A 22,497-nucleotide genomic window follows, 5' to 3' on the forward strand; every position below is an offset into this window, starting at 1 on the left:
TCCCCTCACTCGAGGGGATTTTCTGTAAATCACAACTCCAACGTCGCAGCGCGATACGCCGCTTCAAAGGCATCGGTAAACTCGCTGATCGGTAGAATATCTTCACGGCAGCGACGATTGCGCCCAAGTAAAGATGACTCGACAAACAGATCGAACCATGCGGTTAATGCTTTACCATTTGCCTCTTCACCCATCGCAGCCAATGCCAGTGAAGCAACTTCAGCCGTCCCCAATTGAAAATCGTGACTGCCCTTACGTAGTGCGTAAGTCGCTAACGTATTAGGATCAAAAGACAAGATAGGTAAATCTTGCAGATAAGCGCTTTTACGAAACATTTTAATGGCTTCTCGCCAACTGCCATCGAGCATAATCAATAAAGGGCGCTTACCGTTCGCCAGCGTAGCCATGGGGACTTGGCTTAATACGGTTTGGCCTGGGTTAGCATATTGGGCGGGAAACACTAAAAACGGCTGATAATGCTCATTGCTTAACAGTGCTAGCATCTCAGCTGCTGGCTCGGTGCGCGACCACAGAAACGCATAGGTATCAGGGATCAGATCCGCAATTAAGCGGCCACTATTGGTTGGCTTGATGACCTCGTCGTTATACATGATCAGCAGAAAGCTAGCCTGAGTGGTTAACTGCCTGCGCAGCGAACAAGTACAAAATTGCGCACCTAATAAACACAAAGGACAACGGATGAGTTTTTTGCCGCGAGCGCCAAAAGGCTTAGTCGAAATGGATTTGCGATATTCATATAAGCGATGTACAGCGTGTGGGGCAAGAGCCATAGCAACCAATTCTCAATCAAACTCGTTTTAAAAGGCTGTACACAAGGTACGCCATTATGTCGCGGAGGCGCAGTGTATCCTTTGGCCGATAAAGGTGCAATTGTGGAAGAGCAATAAAGTCTCATACTCAGGCAACTCGCTTTGGGACATTAAAGCGCGTTAGATTTAATGCACTAAAGATGAGTCATAGCATTATCAAACTTATGGCAACCTGATTAGATTCGTTGGCTGATATCCACTAATATAGGCTTGCCATGGTGTTCACTCACCGACACGCAGCAAGTCCATCCGTGGATGCTCGACCGCCCCGTCCATGTGGTGGACGGCCGTCTCGCTAATCACCATGGCTAGCCTTTTTAGCATTAGCGTAATCTGTAAGTTTTAAAGAAATACGAAACACGCTTTGGGACAAAAGCATGTTAGATTCCCAACTCTAATTATTGAGTTTCGGATTAAAATTTCTATGGATATAACGCTTAGTTCCGGTGCGCCGTAGGCGTCACCTGGAACCACTTGTTACATGGCGATTACGTTGTAGCCCAGATTGCCATATTATTAACAGTTTCATGATCATCTAACACTTGCTCTGCACCATGAGCTTTCAACGAAAGCTTAAATGACACCCAGTCGTTAGTTGTTTTTGCTTGCAGTGAAAGATGCTTCTCAATGGCGCCTTTTGTCCAGAGCCAATAACCCTTTTCTTTGAGCTTATCATGCAAAGTAGAAATAACCTCTTGTGCCGAGTCCTCGTCAGCAAAAAGCTCATAGGCAACACAAGCTTTAATCCCGCCAGTTTTTTTAGGTAGAACGCCACCTTCTAACTCGAAATTATTCTGTAAAGCAGAAGCAGAAAGCAGAGATATAGCAGCAGATAATGTTTCATCATCATCTGCTAGTAAATTAGCTGACCTTGCGGTTGTGAACGCATAGTCAAGGTCAACTAATGCCTTATATGGGACACCAATTCTATCAAGAATTCTTCCCATCTTATGAATCCCAGAACAACCGTCAGCTATCACCAAAGCAGTTTTGTGTGTACTAAACTGCCTATCCAATGACTTGAATAATTCGGGCAATACTGACTGTTCAGTAGCGCCTTCTGCAATCAATACCCTATCAGCGAATAGGATTTGATTCATATTGTAAATTTCGAAAAGTATTCTTGCTTGATTAATGTTTCCATTAATTACGGCTTCAATCGCTTCTGAAATTCTTTCGCACGCAACAGTGTTTTCACCAGTGCTCTTTCTAATGATGTTGGTATACGGAACATCCTCTTGTTCGACCATTAATGATGAATGCGTCGAAAAGACAATTTGATAATTGGAATTACTGAGTGATTTTAAAGCTTCTCGAACTAGCTCAATTGCTTGCGGATGCAAATATAACTCAGGCTCATCTATGAGCAATAAAGTTGTTTGTCCCGAATCAGTTGCCGTTCGCACTTCTGCCAGAAGCCTGATAAGCGCCATTTGAATTGAGCGTTGCGCACCATGTCCTAGAGAATCCACGTCAGCCATCTCTCGGCCTGGCTCTTGTACTTTAATTGTGCCGTCTGTAAACAATTTACTAAGCGATGGCGTTGGAATATGAATTTTTAGAGTTACACCAGGAAAGAAATCTTGAACACGGTTATTTGCAAAGTTATCAAACTGGTTTAGTGCCTCAAGGCGCTCTGAGCCATTAAAATTCAATTTTTTACTTATGGTTTCAAGAGCTTCAACAAGTTCATGTTGTTCATTCTCAATTTGCGCGCTTAGTAGTTGTAATAACTTACCTATTGTAGAAGTCGTTTTAAACTTTGAGACATCATCTGTTGCGTTGTCCATTGATTGAACAAATATGGGTTCTGGGAAAAGATCGTGCAATGCCTCTTGAAGTCCATTTGGATTAACTCTCCAGTCCCAAGAGTCTTCATCCTGAACTTCATTACCAGCAGAAACATATAGCTTTCGTAGCCCTTTGGCTCCGCCAGGTTCACTTTGCTCCATTCTCACAAAGAATGATTCATTTGAAATGAACGGTTCTATACTTGATTTATGATTGCCATCTAATGAATTAAGCAAATCATTACTGATACCGCTGATTTTTGCAGAGATTATTACTTTTTCTTCACTGTCATTGAAATCTTTGTCTTGCAATCCTGTAGGTCTCAAAAACCACTGAATGGCTTTCAGGATGTTTGATTTCCCCGCATTATTGTATCCAACTAGTGGAGAATATGCCTCTAGATTCAAACGAACATCAGAGCAAGATCGAAAATTACGAATTCTAATCCAATCAATTTTATGCACATCAACTCCTTGATTAAATGGTTTTTTTATTTAGCCATGTAACGTCTTAGTATTTATGCGCTGCGCTGTTTGCAGGGCATAAATCACTTGTTGGACTTGGCCGCTGCCACATCCATGTCAATTGGTATTAATGATGCTATAGGAATTTGCTTTTTTGGGGTAGCGGTTTTTATACAGTTTGATGGGTAATCACTTGATATTTTGTAACTTTCTCATAGGCTAACGTGATTACGGTTGATAATTAATAAGGCCAGAACGCTTTAGCATTACTAGAATTGGGGCAAGGTTCTGATATTGAAGTTAGCTCGATGCCATGTTGCTAACATTGAAAGGGGTATTAGCTTTTTAGCCAGATGAACAGTTCAATGGTCATTAAAATTGACATTGTTGCAACAGTGACCGTTGGCGACATGGATGTCGCCGTCGAGCCTATAGGGATACTTCTTGTAAAATAAAAGGACGGCGTGTCACTGGGGAAACAGTGACAATTCATCCTACACACCTGACGACAAACTTATCTCGCTTTGGGGCATAAACATTGTAGAAAAAGCTGCGTACCGAAAAGAACGCTGCCATAGGCCAACTAATTGGTTACGCTTTGCTAAACGATCACCGAAGATCAAACCGCTTAGGCTAAATTTGTAGCCAATCTGATTTAAATCGTGCTAAATCTTTCATTCATCAATCTATGTTGAATCAGTGCCATTTGCAGGCCCCAACAAAAATGCAAGGAATTATATGCCCACGTCTATCTTGCAAGCGGTAAAGCTCACCCGCTTCGCTTTGTTATCTACACCATTAAGTTCACACAACGTAGGCTCGATCATTTTTGGCGGAATATTGCTAGCAGTGACACCATTAATGGTAAATGCCGCGCCACAACGGGGCGTCAGCTTCCCTCCGAATGCCCAGACTATAGAAGCCCTTATCGATTCTACTGTTAATCCTTTAATGAACGAATATGGGATCCCTGGGATTGCAATCGGGGTAAGTATCAATGGACAACAGTACTTCTTTTCTTATGGTGTCAGTTCAAAAAAGACAGGGGAAAAGGTGAATGAAAATACCCTATTTGAGATTGGTTCTATCAGTAAAACCTTTACCGCGACCCTCGCAACATACGCTCAACTTGAGGGTAAACTGACGCTAACAGATAAGGTAAGCCAATATCTGCCTGAATTAACCGGTAGCCATTTTGACCAGGTCAATCTTATTCATTTAGCCACCCATACAGCGGGAAATCTGCCCATGCAGGTCCCTGATAATATAACCAATAATGCTGAGTTAATAAGCTATTTAAAAGCCTGGCAACCAGCTTATGCCGCAGGTACTCACCGCAATTATGCCAATCCCAGCATTGGTCTTCTCGGTGTGATCGCGGCAAAGCAGCTTGGTCAAGGTTTTCCTGAGGCCGTAGAGCAAACTCTCTTTCGACAACTTGGCATGACAAACAGCTATTTTATGGTTCCAACAAATAAAATGACTGACTACGCCCAAGGCTACAATAAGCAAGATCAGCCAGTACGCCTCAATCCCGGTGTGTTAGCCGATGAGGCCTACGGAATAAAAACGACGGTTGTAGATCTGCTCCGTTTTGTTGAAACCAATATGCAGCAGCATGCGGTGCCTGCAAGGTTGCAACGTGCCATTGATACCACCCATACGGGCTATTTTGATGTCGGCATGATGACTCAAGCGATGATTTGGGAGCAATATCCCTATCCGATTGCCCTTGATAAGCTCCTCACTGGACATACTCAAGATGTAGTGTTTGGCAGCATGCCAGTGAAAGCCATTACACCACCCCAAGCGCCACAGCAAAATGTCTGGATAAATAAGACTGGCTCAACGGGTGGTTTTGCTGCGTATGTGGCTTATATTCCAGCTAAAAAGCTGGCATTAGTGTTATTGAGTAATAAAAATTATCCCGTGCCGCCACGGGTAACCGCGGGTTACCAGATATTAACAGGCTTAGAAATACTGCAAAATTAATATCGCGTCATCATATTTCAGCCCAAACCGCGCTTGCCAAAATGGAGAGATTTTCTCTCCATTCAATTTCTCTGTTACGAATATCTCGTTATTGATCAAAACCCATGTTAACAAACGCGTTATATTGTTGACTTAAGAATCCACCCTTTATCAATTATAAAACCTGATTAACAAGATAAAAACCAAATGTAAGCTTAGTTTTACAGCCATAAAAGCATAGAAAAACTTATGAGTTGGATGAAAAAATATTCCTGAAAATCAAGACGATTAGCCATTGAACTACTCAATTTTGGGCGTAAGATGCGCGCCATTGTTCAACTGTGCTTTTTTACGGAATTATGATGTCAGGCGAAAAACCGTCTTCAATCTCATCAAAAGCGTCGGCTTCATCAGCAGGAAGTACCACTCGATTGCTCTTTATGCTGGTCTTTATGGTGGCCTGTGGACAGATGGCCCAAACGATTTTTGTGCCAGCACTCCCGCTGATTGCCCAAGGTTTAGCCGTCGATGCAAGCAAGCTACAAGCAGTCATGGCCTGTTATCTGCTCGCCTACGGTTTATGTCAATTTATCTATGGCCCATTATCTGACCGCTATGGGCGAAAACTCCCACTGTTGGTTGGTATTGGGATTTTTATGATCGGCGCGTTAATTGCCACACAAGCCACAAGCTTTAATCAGTTAATTTGCGCGAGTCTGCTTCAAGGCCTAGGCACAGCCAGTGCTGGCGCCCTGTGCCGCAGTATTCCTAGGGATCATTATTTTGGCGATAACTTAGTTAAATTTAATAGCTATGTGTCCATGGCGGTGGTGTTTTTACCCTTGGTGGCGCCCTTCTTAGGGAGCCTTGCTTCAGCCTACTTAGGTTGGCAAGCCGTTTACTGGGTGTTATTTGGATTTGGCGTCTTTGTTTGGTTACTGCTTTGTTTTGGTTTTAAAGAGTCTTTACCAAAAGACAAACGAGAACAACAACCAGTGTTAGCCTCTTATCGCCATGTGCTACGCCACCGCAGTTTTAGGGCATATCTATTTTCATTAATCGCCACCTTTGCGGGGATTGCCGCCTTTGAAGCCATTGCGGGCGTGCTCTATGGCCAATATTTGCAACTCTCATCTTTTATGGTGAGCTGTTATTTTGTGGCGCCTATCCCCGGTTATTTACTCGGTGCACTGGTAGCAGGAAGACAAAAACAAGCACAACGCACTGTATTTCAAGGTGTTGCCTTGCTCGGTGCTGGCGCATTGTTTATGTTGATCCCAGGGCTGTTTCAACTGGTTGTAGGCTGGAGTTTGTTGATAGGCTCAATTTTATTTTTCAGCGGCGCCGGCATGTTATTTCCGACATTAACCTCGGCTGCGTTAGAACCTTTTCCGCGTCAAGCGGGCATTGCGGGGGCTTTGCTCGGTGGTTTACAAAACTTTGGCGCAGGGCTGGCGGCATTAACCATGTCGCTCGTACCTATGGGAGGCCAGTTAAGTATCGGTTTACTGAGCGCGCTGATGGTGCTTTTAGTGATTGTGGCCTTACATTATGCCCGAGATCAAAACGATACCCATCAAACACTATTGCCGCAAAAAACCTGAGGGTTGCTCTATCAAAATAACAAAGCCCACTTATGTGGGCTTTAGTTTTTCTGATGCTTATCGATTACAGGATCCGTCTTAGTAAAAAATCTGCTTTTAATCTTCTAATACGATTCATAATCTTCTTCACCGGATCGGGATAGCTTTGCAAGGTATCCACTTGGCTATAGTGATATAACCTCTGTGTATGCTCAAGAATATGCGCTTGCTCGGCCTCAAATTGCGCCTTCCAGCTACCCGTTTCATCGTGGATCAAGAGCCCATTCTCTAAATCCAACGCCCATGCTCTAGGGTTTAGATTTGAGCCTGTGATCAAATGCTTACGCCCATCGGCACTGATACCTTTGAGGTGGTAACTGTTGATCCCATGCTTCCACAGGTGAATATTGAGCTGGCCATTATCAATCGCCCACTGCTGACGTTTGGCAAATTTACGCAGCGACTGTTCATATAAATACGGCAAGGCACCGATGGTGGAAAAATCTTGCTCAGGCGGAATATAAAAGTCATTCGCCGTTTTATCGCCGACGACAATATCAATCCGTTTGCCGTTGCGCAGATGTTTAGCTAAGGCACGGACCAAAATATAAGGAGGGTTAAAGTAAGGTGTGCAGATAAAGAGTCTATCTTTTGACTCCTCAACCATCGCAATAACCGCTTTATTCAATAAATTATGTTTACGGCCTAAGCCCAGTAATGGTGTTACCCGATTACCCGTTCGAGTTGCGTTAAACTCGTACTGTGCCTGTGACAAACGTAATTTAAAGCTGCGCACATCGGTTTTAGGCGGTAACACTTCCTGCTGCGGATCTTGAGTGAGTGATGTCACTGCTGGATCGGCAATGATATAACGTTGGATCATTGCCCGCATGCTGCGTGCCAGCTCTGCTGACTCAATCACATGGTAGCGGTCGAAACGGTATTTATCGTTTTGCTGTAGATAGATATTATTAAGACTTGCGCCGCTATAAATCACGGCATCATCAATTACAAAGCCTTTAAGGTGTAATACACCCATAAATTCACGGGATTTGACTGGTACGCCCATAATCTCGATAGGATATTCAGCTTCAGCCATCACTTTGCGGTACATCAAATAATTACCGCTATCACCCTTATGACCAATCAAGCCACGTCTAGCACGGTGAAAATCGACCAAAATTTTGATATCTAACGCAGGATTTTTAGCCTTCGCCGTCATCAAGGCCTGTAAAATCTCCCGCCCTGCTTCATCATCTTCTAAATAGAGTGCAGCGATGTAGATGCTGTTCTTGGCATTTTCGATGCGAGTAAGTAACTCTGCCTTAAATCGGCATGGCGTAAGCAACCACGTTAAAGCCTCGGGTTGAACGGCTATTCCACCAAGCTTATCTAGCAAGGCATCCTCCTTTAAACATGCTGACCACCCCGATAGGAAGCGCTTGGGGTCAGTGACAAAAACATCACAGCAATCTGTGTTAATTCTGGGTAGGCTTCTGTCACTGCCAGCCTGATTGTTTGTTCTACTTTAAGATGAATATCAGGGTCTACCGGAAACCAAAGCAATTCGATTTGGACAAAACGCTGATCAATTCTACCATTACGGTAACTGATGCTGGGGATCCAATCTAATGTAAAACTCTCTGCTTTACCTTTACATATAGCCGCCAAAGACTGCAGTAATGTTTGGCTAAGCTCTGCAACGACTGCCTGGGGTAAGCCGCGCATACTAATATGAGGCATGGTTTTAGTGGTTACCTAAGATCCTAAAATCGTAAGGGGTAGAAATTACCGACTTCACTGCAACTCGGCAAGACTTTTCGATGAAAAGAGCGCGGCGTAACGCCTATTTTGCTGGTAATTTGAGCTGAAACAAGTCATTGGCAATAATAAGTGTAAAATTACGTCGGTTCAGCCTAAATATATACGAGCAGACATGCCGACTTCAACGACTAACCAAATACGCTTGCACTCTTTATCGGTTGCTCATTTTGCTTATCTACATAGGGTGCCCAAAATGGTAGTTTAATCACAAAATATTGGTTGCTACTAATGTAAGCGTGCCCGTTTTACGTGTTTTAGCGTAAACTAAAACGTCACCAGTCAACACTGCAAAACGCTATGAATAAAAAAATCCTGTTAACCCTCGCACTGACTTTAGCTTTAGCGTGGGGCATTTTTCATTTTAAAGCGCAACTTGGATTACTCATTTTGCCACTTTTTATTGGCTTGGTTTTATTTGTTACCCTAAGGTTGTATCGTCTGATGGAAAAAGATGATGGCAGTCATGACCGCTAATTAAGAGAGTAAACATACAACAGACATGGAAACGTTCTCCCCATTATTCAATTTACAGCGTTCGGCAGGCATATTGCTAACGGTAGTAGCAACAGCCCTATTACCACATCAGCTGTGGGCTACGACTGCAGATATTCAACATGCGATCTTGAGTCAACAAATTAATGATATTGCACCACGTCACTCGCAAATTGCGCTGCTAGCACTGGATATGGCGAACAGTAAACAGCTTTATAGCCAGCAAGCTGATACCTTGTTTATCCCCGCCAGCACACAAAAGGTCCTTACTGCCGTCACAGCATTGGCCAACCTTGGGGCCGATTTTCGTTATGTGACGGAGCTGTGGAGCGATGCCCCTATTCGCCAAGGCCATATTGCGGGAAGTGTCTATCTGCGCTTTAGTGGCGATCCTACCCTCACTCAAGACGATCTTAAGGCCTTGTTTGCCCACCTACAAAAACAGGGTATCAACAGTATTGACGGGCATCTTTATCTTATTGGTGATAAACAAGAGCAATTACAAGCTCCTGGCTGGGTGTGGGACGACCTCGGCATTTGTTTTGCGGCGCCGGTGTCGAGTTACATCATCAATCAAAACTGTGTTTATGGGCAATTCGTTCCAAGCTCGAGCAAGCATTCCTCTGAGGTCAAATTAAGGGTATCTAGTTTTGGGGTAAAGGTCAGCAGTGACGCGATATTCTCTCCCAAAGCTAGCCATGATTTTTGTCAGCTCGATTTAGTGCGACTTGGGCAAAATCAATATCACCTTCGGGGATGTTATCCTGGCAGTGAGGCTATTCCCCTCGCTATCGCAATAACCGATCCTGAAAAATTCGCCATGGATACGTTAACGGCCACACTCAAGGGGGAAATGTCGCTCTCGGGTAAAGTTAAAATTGGCAACGCAATACCTTCAAAGGCAAAACTTATCGCCAGTCACAGTAGTGCGCCTTTGCCGGAGTTGTTAAAGACTATGTTGCTTAAGTCGGATAATCTGATCGCCGACAGCCTGTTTAAGTTAGTCGGACAACGCTATTACAAAACCCAAGGAAATTTTACCAATGGTGCGGCGGCCATGCGCCATATCCTTAGCGATTTGGGAGTAGATTTAACCCACGCCAATATCGTCGATGGTTCAGGGCTTTCTCGTTATAACTTATTGAGCGCAAGGCAATTAGCCAATGTGCTTACACTAATTTATCAAGATGCCCGCTTTCACAGTCTGATTGACAGTTTGCCCGAGGCGGGAGTCAGCGGTACGCTAAAATATCGACAAGGTTACACTCAACCACCGCTCAAAAACCGTGTTTTTGCCAAGACAGGTTCAATGCAAGGGGTTGCCAATTTAGCTGGTTTTATTCGAATACCACAGCGGGATATCTTATTTGTGGTTCTTGAGAATGGCATTAGTCCTGAAACGAAAAAACAACGCACGCCTGCGTTTAGCGCTGACTTTTTGACTCGTCTCATAACTACGGTTGAGCAACAGGCACAAACAAACCAAACATCGACTAAAGAACTCAACACGGTTAAATTAATTGACTGACAAAACTAAAAAGCACTGATAAATCAGTGCTTTTTACATCATTTATCTCACCAATCCAAACTTAGAATAATTCTGCTGGCATTGCCATAGTACTGGCATCACCCGCACGCACTTGCGCTAAATGATAATCGGCCTTAGGCAATAACTTATCAAAATAGAATTTAGCGAGGTAAGCTTTTTGCTCGGCAAAGTTTTTATCCTCTGCACTAGGGACCTTATCCAACATGGCTAGCCAATAAAAACCATATAAGCTGTAACCAAAGGCATCTAAAAAGTCGACTGCACAAGCATTGATTAACGCAGGTTGAGTCAGTTTTTGCTCATTGATCGATTCGGCCACATGGACTAAAGCATCTAAACGAGCACAAACGGCGGCAACTTTTACACCGTCGACCTGTGTAAATTCACGCATTTGTGCTTTTAATTCGGCCACAAACTCTTTTAGCGTCGCTAAGTTGTCGCCAGTGACTTTTCGACCAAGGAAGTCAATGGCTTGAATACCATTTGTGCCTTCATAGATTTGCGCAATGCGGGTATCACGTACCAATTGCTCAATGCCTGTTTCACGAATATAACCATGTCCACCAAAGACTTGCTGCGCCATGATAGTCGCGTCTAAACCACGGTCAGTTAAAAACGCTTTAGCAACGGGTGTTAATAACCCCACGTAACGGGCAGCTTTAGCTTTAACCTCATCTTGAGCATATTTCGCCAAATCGAGCTGTTTGCCGGTAAATATGGATAAGGCACGTCCCGCTTCTGTCATCGCGCGTATTGTCAGTAGCATACGGCGCACATCGCCATGGACGATAATAGGATCAGAATCGCTCCCCGTGGGTGAGCCACCGGCTGCAACGCCTTGATTGCGCTCTTTAGCATAATCGGCGGCCATCTGATATGCGGCTTGTGCGCTGCCAAGCCCTTGAATACCAATAGCTAAACGTTCGTAGTTCATCATGGTGAACATACAAACCAAGCCACGATTAGGCTGGCCAATCAGATAACCCTTTGCTTCATCAAAATTCATCACGCAGGTTGCTGAGCCTTTAAGGCCCATTTTGTGCTCGATTGACCCCACGCTAACACCATTAGCCTCACCTAAGCTGCCATCATCATTAACCGTGATTTTGGGTACGAGGAACAGTGAAATACCTTTGCTTTCTGGTAATTTTGCCAGCACTAAGTGAATGACGTTTTCAGTTAGATCGTGATCGCCACCAGTAATAAAAATTTTGCTGCCACTGATCGCATAACTGCCATCCTCCAATGGAATTGCGCGAGTGCGAATATTACGCAGATCAGAGCCAGCTTGTGGCTCTGTCATATCCATCGCTCCAGCCCATTCACCAGAATATAACTTGGGTAAATAAGCTTGTTTTAATGCTTCGCTACCGTGGGCATTGATACACAAAGCAGCTCCCGCGGTTAATGAGCCATAAAGTGTAAACGCGTTGCAGGCACTGTAGGCCATTTCATCCACTAATACACCAAGCATTTTGGGCATGCCCATACCACCAAACTCAGGCTCACCACATAGGCCTACCCAACCACCTTCAGAATATTGCTTATATACGGCTTTATACCCCTCAGGGGTAATCACACCATTATCTTGGTGTAAAACGCCTTGCTCATCACCAGCACGGTTTAGCGGATGGATTAATTCAGCACTGATTTTTGCCGCTTCTTCAAGGATTGCATTGGCCGTATCCATATCAACCATTTCTGCAATCTCAGGTAATTGTGACCACGTATTTGGGGCATCAAAAACCTGTTCCAGTAAGAAACGCATATCTGCTAACGGGGCTTGGTAAGGATTCATTGGGAGACTCTTAAACGTAGGATTTAAACAGTTGTTTTAATTTATACCAGTTCTATACAGAAAACAATCTCATTACAAATTCACTTTGATGCTAAGCACTAATCTACGCAACATAACAGAGTGAAGAACGGGCAATAAAAAACCCTTAAGTTACCTTAAGGGTTATAGTGTAGCGAGAAGTAAACTTGGTTGTCGTCGGCTTAGCTCACGATTAACGTATTGATTACCACATTAAATCGTCAGGGATCGCATAATCAGCATAAGGGTCATCTTCGACTTCTACGGCCTTACCCGCATCCTGTTGCCACAAATAGCCGCACCATTGTGGCACCAATAGATTCACACGTTCGGCAAGCTTGTGGGAGACGAGGTAGCTCTTATCTTCGTATCGAACAATCCCTAATTGGCCTTTAAGCAATTCGGATTGAATTTTCTCATCGATATAGACAGAGTAAATTTTATTGTCGAGCGTATAGTTGAATTTGATCTCGGCATGACTTGGGATCTTGATAGCAAATTGCGTGAATTCACTCACTAATCCTCGCACTTGTCCTCGGGCCGTTGCCTCTGCAAAGCGTTGTTCATTGAGGGCTTTGTCTTTTTCAGCTTGTAAGCGTTTTTGCTCGGCAATCTCAAGTTTTAACGCGCTTGAGCCATCGTCAACCCGCGCCTTTTTATCGCGACGCTTTTGCGTTTTTACATCACGCACTTTTTGTTTACTGGCAAGTCCAGCTTTCAGTAGCTGCTCTTGTAATGCATTCGCCATGGATTTTCACCCGATTTTCTATTAAATAAATGAGTTATAACTATTTAGTTACTGCTCTTTGCTGCTAATTCACCTAAGGCAGTCATCGCGATACTGGCACCGCCCAGTGACCAACCTCCATCGACGGGAAGGACAACACCCGTGATATAGGATGCCAGCTCAGAGCCTAAAAATAACGCTGCGTTGGCAATATCTTGCCCTTCCCCATTACGTTTTAACGGTACCGATTGTGCCACTTGTTGCTGTAGTGCAGCGCTCGGCGCTAAACGATTAAAGCCTTCGGTGCCTGTAATCGGGCCTGGAATAATGGAGTTAATTCGAATGCCTTCACAGCCCCATTCAATAGCTAAGGTTCGCGTCAGCATGTCAACCCCCGCTTTTGCCGCACAAACATGGGCCTGCATTGGCATCGCAATCGATGCCTGTGGCGCAGAAATTTGAATAATATTCCCCTGTGGGCGACGCAGTAAAGGATAAGCTGTTTTCAGTACTTGGAAACTGCCCAATAAATCAATATCCATTACGGCTTTAAAACCATTCGCCGAAAGCTTAGCGGCAGTTGCAGGGAAATTGCCCGCAGCGCCGCTCACCAATACATCAATAAAACCAAATTCTGAGGCGATGGTTTCAAAGCCCAGTTCTACTGCGGCTAAATCCCTGACATCAAAACTCACCCCAAGATGGATCCCATCTGGATTCGCCTGTTTGAGCAGTAACACCGCAGCATCGACTTTATCTTTGCTGCGACTCGCCACCGCCACATTGGCTCCCGCATGGGCAAACGCAATGGCAATTGCGAGGTTTATGCCACTGGTACCACCGACAACGACAACATTCTTACCCTGATAATGAAACATCGTAGTATTGAGCATGGACGTTCTCCGTGAACGGTTAAAGTTTGTCGCGAATACAAACCTTAACAGCTAAATAGTGTACTGTTCAGTATACTAAAGCAAAGATTGGTGAATCGCCTGCAGCGTAGCCAGAGGATCTGTCGCCTTAGTGATCGGACGACCAATCACTAAATAATCAGAACCGGCAGCAAGCGCCTCAGGCGGCGTCATCACACGGTGTTGGTCGCCAACCTCACTACCCACAGGACGAATACCAGGTGTAATAAGTTTAAAGTCTTGGCCTAATAAAGATTTAAGCACACTCGCTTCTTGGGCTGAACAGACAACACCATCAAGTCCGGCCTGTTTAGTCAATTTAGCTAAACGCTGAACATGCTCAAATGCTGGCACATCAATGCCGATGAGCTTCAGATCGTCATCGCTCATAGAGGTTAATACCGTCACAGCAATCAGCATTGGCGCCTCTTTACCGTAAGGCTGCAAAGCCTTTTTCGCCGCTTCCATCATCGCTAAGCCGCCACTAGCATGGACATTCGTCATCCACACACCAAGTTCCGCTGCAGCAGTAACCGCTTTAGCAACCGTATTAGGGATATCGTGAAATTTTAAGTCGAGGAAAAGATCGAAGCCACGGTCATGGATATCTTTAACCAATTGCGGGCCGAATAGGGTAAACATTTCTTTGCCAACTTTCAGGCGACACATGTTGGGATCGAGTTGATCTATCAATTGTAAAGCGTGGTTTTTATTATCGTAATCAAGCGCTACGAGGATAGGTTTAGTCGTCATCATCTCTCCAACAGGGTTACACTAACTAGATATTTTAAAAAGTTATTCACCGTCCAAACCTCTGATCCGTTTAATGGTGCCCCACTTTTTGCAAGAAGGACAATGCCAATATAGTGTATGGGATGGGAAACCACATTCTTTACAGCGGTAGCTTGGCCGGAATTTAATTTGTTGTTCAACAAGTTGCTCAAGCATTGTCAAACTTTGTTTAGCTTGCCCTTCTTCTGCTTGGCGTAGATGCATTTGCATTAAGTGCTGAAAACCCTTCATGGTCGGATGGCGATAAAGCGCATCGAGCACCATGTTTTCAGCAGCTTTAATCTCATCAAGGCTTATCATATGTTGGGCAAGCGCCACCACTACGGATGCGCCAGCACCTTCAGCCATAGCGCCAGCTAATAACTCTTGATAGCCCTCTTTATCTTGAGTATCGCGATATACTTCTTTAGCCGTCGGCAGGGCATCAGCAAAAAGCTCAATATCGGCCTTTTTTAATGCTATCAGCATGGATTTACACTGACTGTAATCCTTCGCATCGAGAAATTTCTTGGCAAGAGTCAATAAGGCTCGGCCACATTTGGGATCTTGTTTTAAGGCTTGTTGCAGTAGCTTGACCTTCTCAGCATCATCACTGGTTTCATCGGCAAGTTGGCAATAAAAATGGGCAGTTATCGGTTTGAGTACGAGTTGACGTTTACGGCTTAAACGTTTGGTGATATCGATGGCTTTTTGCCATTCCTTTATCACTTGGTAAATCGCAATCAGCTGAGTTTCAGACTCTTCACTGTGGTCATCTTGACTCACCAAATTCAGAAAAATTTCTTCAGCACGGTCGTAAAATCCCGCGGCAAGATAGTCTTTGCCCAGCTCCATCATGGCGATATCGCGCTGCTCATTGGTGAGCGTGGGACGGGCAATTAAGTTTTGATGGATACGAATCGAGCGGTCAACCTCTCCACGCTTACGGAATAAGGAACCGAGGGAGAGATGGGTGTCGATGGTTTCATCGTCTACATCGAGCATACTGATGAACAAGTCGACCGCTTTGTCCGACTCGTTAGACAATAAGTAATTTAAGCCGGTGAAATAATCACGACTTAATTGTTTACGCTGATTGCTCTGATTTTGCCTTATGCTCCGCCGCCCCATATACCAACCGTAACCGGCAGCAATAGGAAGCAACAGGAAGAGGATCTCAAGCATATTAGGCGTCTACACCTTGAGGTTTTTTAGCAGTTTGAACCGTTAATTTCTTTTTCGTTGCCGCTAAAGCCAATTTAAGTTTAACAATATAATAGCTCGCTACCAGCCAACTAAGCATAAAGCCTGCAAAGAAAACAATCGCTAACACAACGGGTAAACGGTACTCCCCTTGTGCCACAAAGTAGCTGATTGTCACGACTTGTTCATTACGTGCGCCAAAAATCAAAGCCACTATAAATAACAGTGCCACTAGGACTGTCGCTACAAAAGATTTCACGTCGCACTCCCTTAAACGCCTTTCAATTTTCTGATTATCCAAGAAATTTACTGAGCTGACCAGCTTTGCCTTACATTAGATATAAAAAAGCCCCCTTGCGGAGGCTTTTTGCAATGCGGTCAATTAAACATTGACAGCGTCAACGCGTTCGCGCAGTTCTTTGCCTGGCTTAAAGTGCGGGACGTATTTGCCTTCCAATTCGACGGATGAACCCGTCTTTGGATTGCGGCCAGTACGCGGCGCACGATAATGAAGCGAGAAACTACCAAAGCCACGGATCTCAATACGATCACCGCTTTCTAATGTTGATGCCATTTGCTCCAACATCTCTTTGATTGCGCCTTCTACCTCTTTCGCCGACAGCTGCGACTGCCTGGTGGCGAGTTTTTCGATCAGTTCGGATTTTGTCATCCTAGCTATCCCCTATTATCAAGCCAAACACAGTCACCTAATGGGGAGAAAATCTCCCCATACAACAGGCGATTATTTGCGAGCTGCTTTAAACGCTTCAGCCATTGCATTACTAATAACAGCGTCTTCTTGTTTATTCAAGGTCGCCATTACTTCTTTTTCTTCAGCTTCGTCTTTCGCTTTGATTGACAGGCTGATAGAACGGTTCTTACGGTCAACACCCATGAACTTAGCTTCGATTGCGTCACCTACTGAGTAAACAGTAGATGCATCTTCGATGCGCTCACGGCTGATGTCAGCTACACGGATGTAACCTTCAACAGTGTCAGCCAGTTCAACAGTCACACCTTTAGCATCAACAGCAGAAACAGTACCGTGTACGATAGTACCTTTCTTCTTGTCAGCTAAGTAAGCGTTGAATGGGTCGTCTTCAGTTTGTTTAACACCTAAGCTGATACGCTCACGCTCTGGGTCAACAGACAGAACCACTGCGTGGATTTCGTCGCCTTTCTTGTACTCAGATACTGCGTCTTCACCAGTGCCGTTCCAAGAAATGTCAGACAAGTGAACTAAACCATCGATACCGCCGTCAAGACCGATGAAGATACCGAAGTCAGTGATTGACTTGATCTTACCAGAAACCTTGTCGCCTTTGTTGTAACGAGTTGCGAAGTCATCCCATGGGTTGGTCTTACATTGCTTCAGACCTAGAGAAATACGACGACGCTCTTCATCGATGTCCAGAACCAGAACTTCAACTTCATCACCTAAGTTAACCACTTTAGATGGGTGGATGTTCTTGTTAGTCCAATCCATTTCAGAAACGTGAACTAAACCTTCAACGCCTTCTTCGATTTCAACGAAACAACCGTAGTCAGTCAGGTTAGTTACGCGACCAGTTAACTTAGTGTTTTCTGGGTAGCGCTTGCTGATTTCTAACCATGGATCTTCGCCAAGTTGTTTCAGACCTAGAGACACACGAGTGCGCTCACGATCGTACTTCAGTACTTTAACGTTGATTTCGTCACCAACGTTGACGATTTCAGATGGGTGCTTAACGCGTTTCCATGCCATATCAGTGATATGTAACAGACCGTCAACGCCACCTAAATCTACGAATGCACCGTAGTCAGTCAGGTTCTTAACGATACCTTTAACTGCTTGACCTTCTTGCAGGTTTTCTAACAGTGCATCACGCTCAGCGCTGCTTTCTGATTCGATAACTGCACGACGAGAAACAACAACGTTGTTACGCTTCTGGTCTAGTTTGATAACTTTGAATTCTAATTCTTTGTACTCTAAGTGAGCGGTGTCGCGAACTGGGCGCACGTCAACTAGAGAACCTGGTAAGAAGGCACGGATACCGTTTAATTCAACAGTGAAACCGCCTTTCACTTTACCATTGATGATACCGATTACAGTTTCAGCATCTTCGTAAGCTTTTTCCAGAACGATCCAAGCTTCGTGACGTTTCGCTTTTTCGCGAGACAGTTGAGTCTCACCGAAGCCGTCTTCAACAGAGTCAAGAGCTACGTCAACTTCATCACCAACAGCGATTTCTAAAACACCTTGAGCGTTTTTGAATTGTTCAGCTGGGATTGGGCTTTCAGACTTCAGACCTGCATCAACCAGAACCATACCGTTTTCGATAGCAACTACAGTACCACGAACGATAGAGCCTGGACGGAATTCCAGAGTTTGAAGGGATTGTTCAAATAGATCAGCAAAAGATTCAGTCATGTTTAAGTTACTTTAATGTAATAAACCACAGTCAATCCTAGACGTGGAGTCAGTCAAATTATCCGTATCATCCTTAATACGAATACCTACCCGAGCAATAATTTTAGTTAGTGCTGGATAATTTTTGCTTGATAAAGTTGAGCGCAAGCTCCAGTACTTCATCAATACCTTTATCGCTTGTATCGATAACGAGCGCATCCTCGGCTGGGACCAATGGTGCCACAGGACGATTCATATCGCGGTCATCACGTTCGATAATTTCAGCTAAAAGGCGCTCGATATTAACATCGAAGCCCTTGTCCTGCAACTGATTATAGCGTCTTTGAGCCCGCTCTTGTGCAGATGCCGTTAAATATAATTTAGCCGATGCTGTTGGGAAAACTACCGTCCCCATATCGCGGCCATCGGCGATCAATCCCGGTGCCGTTCTAAAGGCTCGTTGGCGACGCAATAAGGCTTCCCTAACACGGGGAAACGCCGCCACTTTAGAGGCAGCATTTGAACATTCTTGGGTACGTATCGCTGTGGTGACGTCTTCACCTTCTAAGATCACTTGAACGGGGTCTTTCTCATTGCCCGTTAAAAATTTCACATCGAGGTGTGAAGCTAGCAAGGTGATGGACTCTTCATTTTCCAATTCTACGTCGTGATGAATGGCAGCTAGTGCAAGTACTCGATAAATTGCACCACTATCAAGCAGTTGCCAACCTAGATGCTTAGCCAATAATTGGCTAATTGTCCCTTTACCAGCACCACTTGGGCCGTCGATTGTAACTACAGGAGCCCGTTCAGACATACATTCCTCCGCAAAAAATAATCATCATCCGTGAGTTCATAAGTAGAGCCCCGAAAATGAGCGCGCCGCATTGTACAATAATATACAAATAAAATCCGTGGATTTTTTATGAAGTTTAGAAGCCGCTCAAATGCGGCTTCTTTTGTTTGATATGGTCAGAAGTCAATCTGTTAGCTGAAAACGTTAGGCCTTCAGACTGGCAAATTGAGCAAAATAGTCAGGGAAGGTTTTCGAGGTGCAGTCAGGATCATTAATAGTGATCCCGCAATCGGCAAAGGCCAGCATGGAGAAGCACATGGCCATGCGGTGATCGTTATAAGTGTCAATCTCTGCGGTATTCAGCACAGCTGGCGGCGTGATTTGAATATAATCATGTCCCTCTTCGACTAACGCGCCGACTTTACGCAGCTCAGTTGCCATCGCCGCCAAACGGTCGGTCTCTTTAATGCGCCAGTTATAAATGTTACGAATGGTAGTCGTGCCCTTAGCAAACAAGGCGGCGGTAGCAATGGTCATCGCCGCATCGGGAATATGATTCATGTCTAAATCAACCGCAGTTAACGGCGCGCCACGGGCAATAATATAATCATCGCCCCACTCAATATCAGCGCCCATTTTTTCCAGCACATCGGCAAATTTCACATCGCCTTGAATGCTTAAACGGCCAACACCAGTGACTTTCACCTCACCGCCTTTGATGGCACCCGCCGCTAAAAAGTAAGATGCGGAAGAGGCATCCCCTTCTACTAACACTTTACCCGGTGACACATACTGCTGCCCGGCGGGGATCTCAAAGCGTGCGTAATCATGATTGATGACCTTAACCCCGAACTGCGCCATCAGCGCTAAGGTGATGTCGATATAAGGCTTAGAAACCAGTTCTCCCTTAACATGAATATTCACGCTACCTTTCGCAAGGGGCGCAACCATTAACAACGCCGTTAAGAATTGGCTAGACAGATCGCCGGCAATTTCCACATCGCCACCATTAAGACCTGTCGCATTAATGGTTAGAGGCGGGAAACCGTCATTTTTTAAATACACAACATTGGCACCAAGTTGCCTTAAGGCATCGACTAAGTCACCGATAGGACGCTCTTCCATGCGCGGCTCGCCGGTTAAGGTAAATTCGCCTCGCCCCAAGGTCAGCGCAGCACACAATGGCCGCATTGCCGTGCCCGCATTACCTAAAAACAGCGTTTGCGCGCTGTCTGCCGAAATCGTCCCACCTAACCCTATGAGTTCACAGACAGTGTTGTTTTGCGATAGACGGTATTCAACCCCTAACTGCTTTAAAGACGCCAACATGTGGCGAATATCATCGGAGTCGAGCAGATTGGTGAGCGTGGTGGTACCTTTGGCTAAGGTCGCCAATAATAAAGCGCGGTTTGAAATACTTTTTGAGCCGGGAATATTGATCTCACCGCGGACTTGCACAACAGGTTCAAGACGTAATTGCTTCATGAATAAATCTTCTTTCTCTTTGGGCGTGATTGATGTCATCACGCGAACTGAATAGGCTAATGGCAACTTCACGCTACAGGACGTCAAGTTTACGTTACTAATAAAAGGAGATTGGGGACCTTGTTGGTGCTTCGTCGTTATAAAATTACCGATAGTGACGCAGGATTCAACCGTTTTTTACTAAAAAATGGCTTTTGAAACCGGAAATTTACTCAAGTCAGCCTAAAAATAACAAAAATACTAAATATAATGGGTGAAATTGTGATCTAAACGCTTTTTCGGCAGGCTTTTTTGCCAGACTAATTGGTCTCTAAACACCATTTTTACTTTAAAGTTTTCATCTATTCACGTTATCCTAGGTTTCAATCGATAAATCACGCACATCCTATGTGATTCATGCTGTCGCTTAATAACTAGAAAGGTAGATGGAGCTATGTTTAACTCACTCATCGCAATGCCTGCGGATCCGATCCTCGGCTTGTTGACCCAGTACCGCGAAGACACACATCCACAGAAAGTAGACTTAGGTGTCGGTGTTTATAAAGACCCCGCGGGAAACACCCCCATTCTCAATTGTGTAAAAAAAGCCGAGAAATTTCGTTTAGAAACGGAGACGACAAAGGTCTATATCGGTCCAACCGGCTCGCCTCTGTTTAATACCCTGATGACACAATTAGCCTTTGGCAGTGATCATAGCGCGATTATCGCTAACCGTATTCGTACAGTTTCCACACCCGGCGGTACAGGCGCCCTGCGTGTTGCGGGTGACTTTATTAAGCGCTGCAATCCTAATGCGGTATTGTGGGTCAGCGATCCTACATGGGCTAACCATACCGGTTTATTCGAAGCTGCTGGGATCACAGTAAAAACTTATCCCTATTATGACTACGATAGTAAATCATTGAAATTTGATGAGATGCTTGCTGCATTATCGCAAGTGAGTCCTGATGACGTGGTGTTATTTCACGCTTGTTGCCATAACCCAAGTGGGATGGATTTAACCACTGAGCAATGGGACAAAGTGGTTGCCCTCACCAAAGAGCAAGGTTTTACCCCGCTTATCGACATGGCTTACCAAGGTTTTGGTGATGGTGTTGATATTGATGCCTACGGCGTGCGTAAAATGGCTGCCGCGGTCGATAATATGATCCTGTGCAGCTCATGCTCGAAAAACTTCGGTCTGTACCGTGAGCGTATTGGTTCCTGCTCTGTGATTGCCAAAGATGCCAATACCGCCAATATCGCGCAATCTGTACTGCTTTATGTGGTTCGCTGCCTCTACTCCATGCCGCCAGCCCACGGCGCGGCGATTGTTGAGACGATTTTAGGATCAAAAGAATTAACTCAAGAATGGCTTGATGAGCTCAAAGTGATGCGCGATCGCATCAATGGTAACCGCGCGATTTTAGTTGAAAAACTCAAAGCCAATGGCGTTGAGCGCGATTTTAGCTTTATCGCTCGCCAAAAAGGCATGTTTTCCTTCCTTGGAGTTAATCCAGAGCAAGTGGCGCGTCTACAGAAAGAATTTAGCATTTATATGGTGGGTTCAAGCCGCATTAGCATTGCAGGCATTAGCGAAGACAATGTGGATTACTTAGCTAAGTCGATTGCCAAAGTGCTTTAAATACACGCTTTAAATACACGCTTTAAATACAAGTGCTTTAAATACACGCGATTTAGTACTTTTTAACCATCTAGTTACTCTGCTGTATTCTCTATCTAGGATGCAGCAGAGTTATCTATCGCTTGTAAATATTACACTCAAGTTCTATTTAGTTTGGATTGACGAGTCTTCCTTTTCGTTTCTCCCCAAAAAACCTCATAAGCCACGCCATCGTCACCCTTTAAGCATTTATTTTCAATCGTAAAACCCTATTTGAATGATGTTGACTCCA

At 44.6% G+C, this 22,497-nt stretch carries 19 protein-coding genes; 5 read left to right on the forward strand and 14 right to left on the reverse strand.

Annotation, left to right across the window (positions count from 1 at the left end; all coding sequences use genetic code 11):
• Positions 1-29: 29 nt before the first annotated feature.
• Both FJD32_RS12115 and FJD32_RS12120 read right to left on the reverse strand, forming a co-directional pair.
• Positions 30-791: a DTW domain-containing protein gene (locus FJD32_RS12115; RefSeq protein WP_140907314.1), complete on the reverse strand. Its 762-nt coding sequence runs from the start codon at positions 789-791 to the stop codon at positions 30-32.
• A gap of 527 nt (positions 792-1,318) precedes the next feature.
• Positions 1,319-3,085, reverse strand: a complete 1,767-nt coding sequence (locus FJD32_RS12120; RefSeq protein ID WP_140907313.1) for an AAA family ATPase — start codon at positions 3,083-3,085, stop codon at positions 1,319-1,321.
• 861 nt (positions 3,086-3,946) lie between these two features.
• Between FJD32_RS12120 and ampC the strand changes: the two genes are divergently transcribed.
• Both ampC and emrD read left to right on the forward strand, forming a co-directional pair.
• Complete coding sequence (gene ampC / locus FJD32_RS12125) at positions 3,947-5,077, forward strand: class C beta-lactamase (RefSeq protein ID WP_240200018.1); 1,131 nt, start codon at positions 3,947-3,949, stop codon at positions 5,075-5,077.
• 338 nt (positions 5,078-5,415) lie between these two features.
• Positions 5,416-6,660 (forward strand): multidrug efflux MFS transporter EmrD, encoded by a 1,245-nt coding sequence (gene emrD, locus FJD32_RS12130; protein ID WP_088585599.1) that lies wholly within the window; start codon positions 5,416-5,418, stop codon positions 6,658-6,660.
• 64 nt (positions 6,661-6,724) lie between these two features.
• Here emrD and pssA read toward each other — a convergent pair whose 3' ends face one another.
• Both pssA and FJD32_RS12140 read right to left on the reverse strand, forming a co-directional pair.
• On the reverse strand, positions 6,725-8,038 hold the full coding sequence (gene pssA / locus FJD32_RS12135) for a CDP-diacylglycerol--serine O-phosphatidyltransferase (protein ID WP_140907312.1): 1,314 nt from the start codon (positions 8,036-8,038) through the stop codon (positions 6,725-6,727).
• 11 nt (positions 8,039-8,049) lie between these two features.
• Positions 8,050-8,382, reverse strand: coding sequence for a DUF1904 domain-containing protein (locus tag FJD32_RS12140; RefSeq protein WP_011072371.1), 333 nt, complete (start codon positions 8,380-8,382; stop codon positions 8,050-8,052).
• A gap of 378 nt (positions 8,383-8,760) precedes the next feature.
• On the opposite strand from FJD32_RS12140, the gene FJD32_RS12145 reads away from it, so the two are divergent.
• Positions 8,761-8,937, forward strand: a complete 177-nt coding sequence (locus tag FJD32_RS12145) for a hypothetical protein (protein ID WP_037418920.1) — start codon at positions 8,761-8,763, stop codon at positions 8,935-8,937.
• A 25-nt stretch (positions 8,938-8,962) separates the two neighbouring features.
• Complete coding sequence (gene dacB / locus FJD32_RS12150; protein WP_037428084.1) at positions 8,963-10,483, forward strand: D-alanyl-D-alanine carboxypeptidase/D-alanyl-D-alanine-endopeptidase; 1,521 nt, start codon at positions 8,963-8,965, stop codon at positions 10,481-10,483.
• Positions 10,484-10,544: 61 nt separating this feature from the next.
• Here the strand turns inward: dacB and FJD32_RS12155 are convergent, their stop codons facing one another.
• The 10 genes from FJD32_RS12155 to aroA form a co-directional block, all read right to left on the reverse strand.
• Positions 10,545-12,302 carry an acyl-CoA dehydrogenase family protein gene (locus FJD32_RS12155; protein ID WP_037428085.1) on the reverse strand — a complete coding sequence of 586 codons (1,758 nt, stop codon included), beginning with the start codon at positions 12,300-12,302 and terminating at the stop codon, positions 10,545-10,547.
• 223 nt (positions 12,303-12,525) lie between these two features.
• Positions 12,526-13,068 carry a DUF2058 domain-containing protein gene (locus FJD32_RS12160; RefSeq protein WP_140907311.1) on the reverse strand — a complete coding sequence of 181 codons (543 nt, stop codon included), beginning with the start codon at positions 13,066-13,068 and terminating at the stop codon, positions 12,526-12,528.
• 44 nt (positions 13,069-13,112) lie between these two features.
• Positions 13,113-13,940, reverse strand: a complete 828-nt coding sequence (locus FJD32_RS12165; RefSeq protein ID WP_140907310.1) for an SDR family oxidoreductase — start codon at positions 13,938-13,940, stop codon at positions 13,113-13,115.
• A gap of 75 nt (positions 13,941-14,015) precedes the next feature.
• Positions 14,016-14,711 (reverse strand): orotidine-5'-phosphate decarboxylase, encoded by a 696-nt coding sequence (gene pyrF / locus FJD32_RS12170; RefSeq protein WP_140907309.1) that lies wholly within the window; start codon positions 14,709-14,711, stop codon positions 14,016-14,018.
• A 42-nt stretch (positions 14,712-14,753) separates the two neighbouring features.
• The gene (lapB, locus tag FJD32_RS12175) at positions 14,754-15,914 is read right to left on the reverse strand and encodes a lipopolysaccharide assembly protein LapB (RefSeq protein WP_037418905.1); all 1,161 of its coding nucleotides are present in this window, start codon (positions 15,912-15,914) and stop codon (positions 14,754-14,756) included.
• Between the two features lies 1 nt (position 15,915).
• On the reverse strand, positions 15,916-16,191 hold the full coding sequence (locus FJD32_RS12180) for a lipopolysaccharide assembly protein LapA domain-containing protein (protein ID WP_037418900.1): 276 nt from the start codon (positions 16,189-16,191) through the stop codon (positions 15,916-15,918).
• A gap of 123 nt (positions 16,192-16,314) precedes the next feature.
• Entirely contained in the window at positions 16,315-16,602 is a 288-nt protein-coding gene (gene ihfB / locus FJD32_RS12185; RefSeq protein WP_037418898.1) for an integration host factor subunit beta, read from the reverse strand.
• A gap of 72 nt (positions 16,603-16,674) precedes the next feature.
• Positions 16,675-18,342, reverse strand: coding sequence for a 30S ribosomal protein S1 (rpsA, locus tag FJD32_RS12190; RefSeq protein WP_011072381.1), 1,668 nt, complete (start codon positions 18,340-18,342; stop codon positions 16,675-16,677).
• Between the two features lie 103 nt (positions 18,343-18,445).
• Positions 18,446-19,138: a (d)CMP kinase gene (gene cmk / locus FJD32_RS12195; protein WP_037418896.1), complete on the reverse strand. Its 693-nt coding sequence runs from the start codon at positions 19,136-19,138 to the stop codon at positions 18,446-18,448.
• A 183-nt stretch (positions 19,139-19,321) separates the two neighbouring features.
• A complete protein-coding gene (gene aroA / locus FJD32_RS12200; protein ID WP_055648346.1) occupies positions 19,322-20,602 on the reverse strand; it encodes a 3-phosphoshikimate 1-carboxyvinyltransferase in 1,281 nt (426 codons plus the stop codon).
• 433 nt (positions 20,603-21,035) lie between these two features.
• Between aroA and FJD32_RS12205 the strand changes: the two genes are divergently transcribed.
• The gene (locus FJD32_RS12205) at positions 21,036-22,226 is read left to right on the forward strand and encodes an amino acid aminotransferase (protein ID WP_055648347.1); all 1,191 of its coding nucleotides are present in this window, start codon (positions 21,036-21,038) and stop codon (positions 22,224-22,226) included.
• Positions 22,227-22,497 lie beyond the last annotated feature (271 nt).

The sequence above is a fragment of the Shewanella sp. LC6 genome (assembly GCF_006385735.2).
Taxonomy (GTDB): domain Bacteria; phylum Pseudomonadota; class Gammaproteobacteria; order Enterobacterales; family Shewanellaceae; genus Shewanella; species Shewanella xiamenensis.

What these genes read in the sequence shown, in the direction of transcription:
- FJD32_RS12115 (WP_140907314.1), bottom strand. Translation starts at nt 791, where the DNA reads ATGGCTCTTGCCCCACACGCTGTACATCGCTTATATGAATATCGCAAA.
- ampC (WP_240200018.1), top strand. Translation starts at nt 3,947, where the DNA reads ATGGTAAATGCCGCGCCACAACGGGGCGTCAGCTTCCCTCCGAATGCC.
- emrD (WP_088585599.1), top strand. Translation starts at nt 5,416, where the DNA reads ATGATGTCAGGCGAAAAACCGTCTTCAATCTCATCAAAAGCGTCGGCT.
- FJD32_RS12140 (WP_011072371.1), bottom strand. Translation starts at nt 8,382, where the DNA reads ATGCCTCATATTAGTATGCGCGGCTTACCCCAGGCAGTCGTTGCAGAG.
- FJD32_RS12145 (WP_037418920.1), top strand. Translation starts at nt 8,761, where the DNA reads ATGAATAAAAAAATCCTGTTAACCCTCGCACTGACTTTAGCTTTAGCG.
- dacB (WP_037428084.1), top strand. Translation starts at nt 8,963, where the DNA reads ATGGAAACGTTCTCCCCATTATTCAATTTACAGCGTTCGGCAGGCATA.
- FJD32_RS12155 (WP_037428085.1), bottom strand. Translation starts at nt 12,302, where the DNA reads ATGAATCCTTACCAAGCCCCGTTAGCAGATATGCGTTTCTTACTGGAA.
- FJD32_RS12160 (WP_140907311.1), bottom strand. Translation starts at nt 13,068, where the DNA reads ATGGCGAATGCATTACAAGAGCAGCTACTGAAAGCTGGACTTGCCAGT.
- FJD32_RS12165 (WP_140907310.1), bottom strand. Translation starts at nt 13,940, where the DNA reads ATGCTCAATACTACGATGTTTCATTATCAGGGTAAGAATGTTGTCGTT.
- pyrF (WP_140907309.1), bottom strand. Translation starts at nt 14,711, where the DNA reads ATGACGACTAAACCTATCCTCGTAGCGCTTGATTACGATAATAAAAAC.
- lapB (WP_037418905.1), bottom strand. Translation starts at nt 15,914, where the DNA reads ATGCTTGAGATCCTCTTCCTGTTGCTTCCTATTGCTGCCGGTTACGGT.
- ihfB (WP_037418898.1), bottom strand. Translation starts at nt 16,602, where the DNA reads ATGACAAAATCCGAACTGATCGAAAAACTCGCCACCAGGCAGTCGCAG.
- rpsA (WP_011072381.1), bottom strand. Translation starts at nt 18,342, where the DNA reads ATGACTGAATCTTTTGCTGATCTATTTGAACAATCCCTTCAAACTCTG.
- cmk (WP_037418896.1), bottom strand. Translation starts at nt 19,138, where the DNA reads ATGTCTGAACGGGCTCCTGTAGTTACAATCGACGGCCCAAGTGGTGCT.
- aroA (WP_055648346.1), bottom strand. Translation starts at nt 20,602, where the DNA reads ATGAAGCAATTACGTCTTGAACCTGTTGTGCAAGTCCGCGGTGAGATC.
- FJD32_RS12205 (WP_055648347.1), top strand. Translation starts at nt 21,036, where the DNA reads ATGTTTAACTCACTCATCGCAATGCCTGCGGATCCGATCCTCGGCTTG.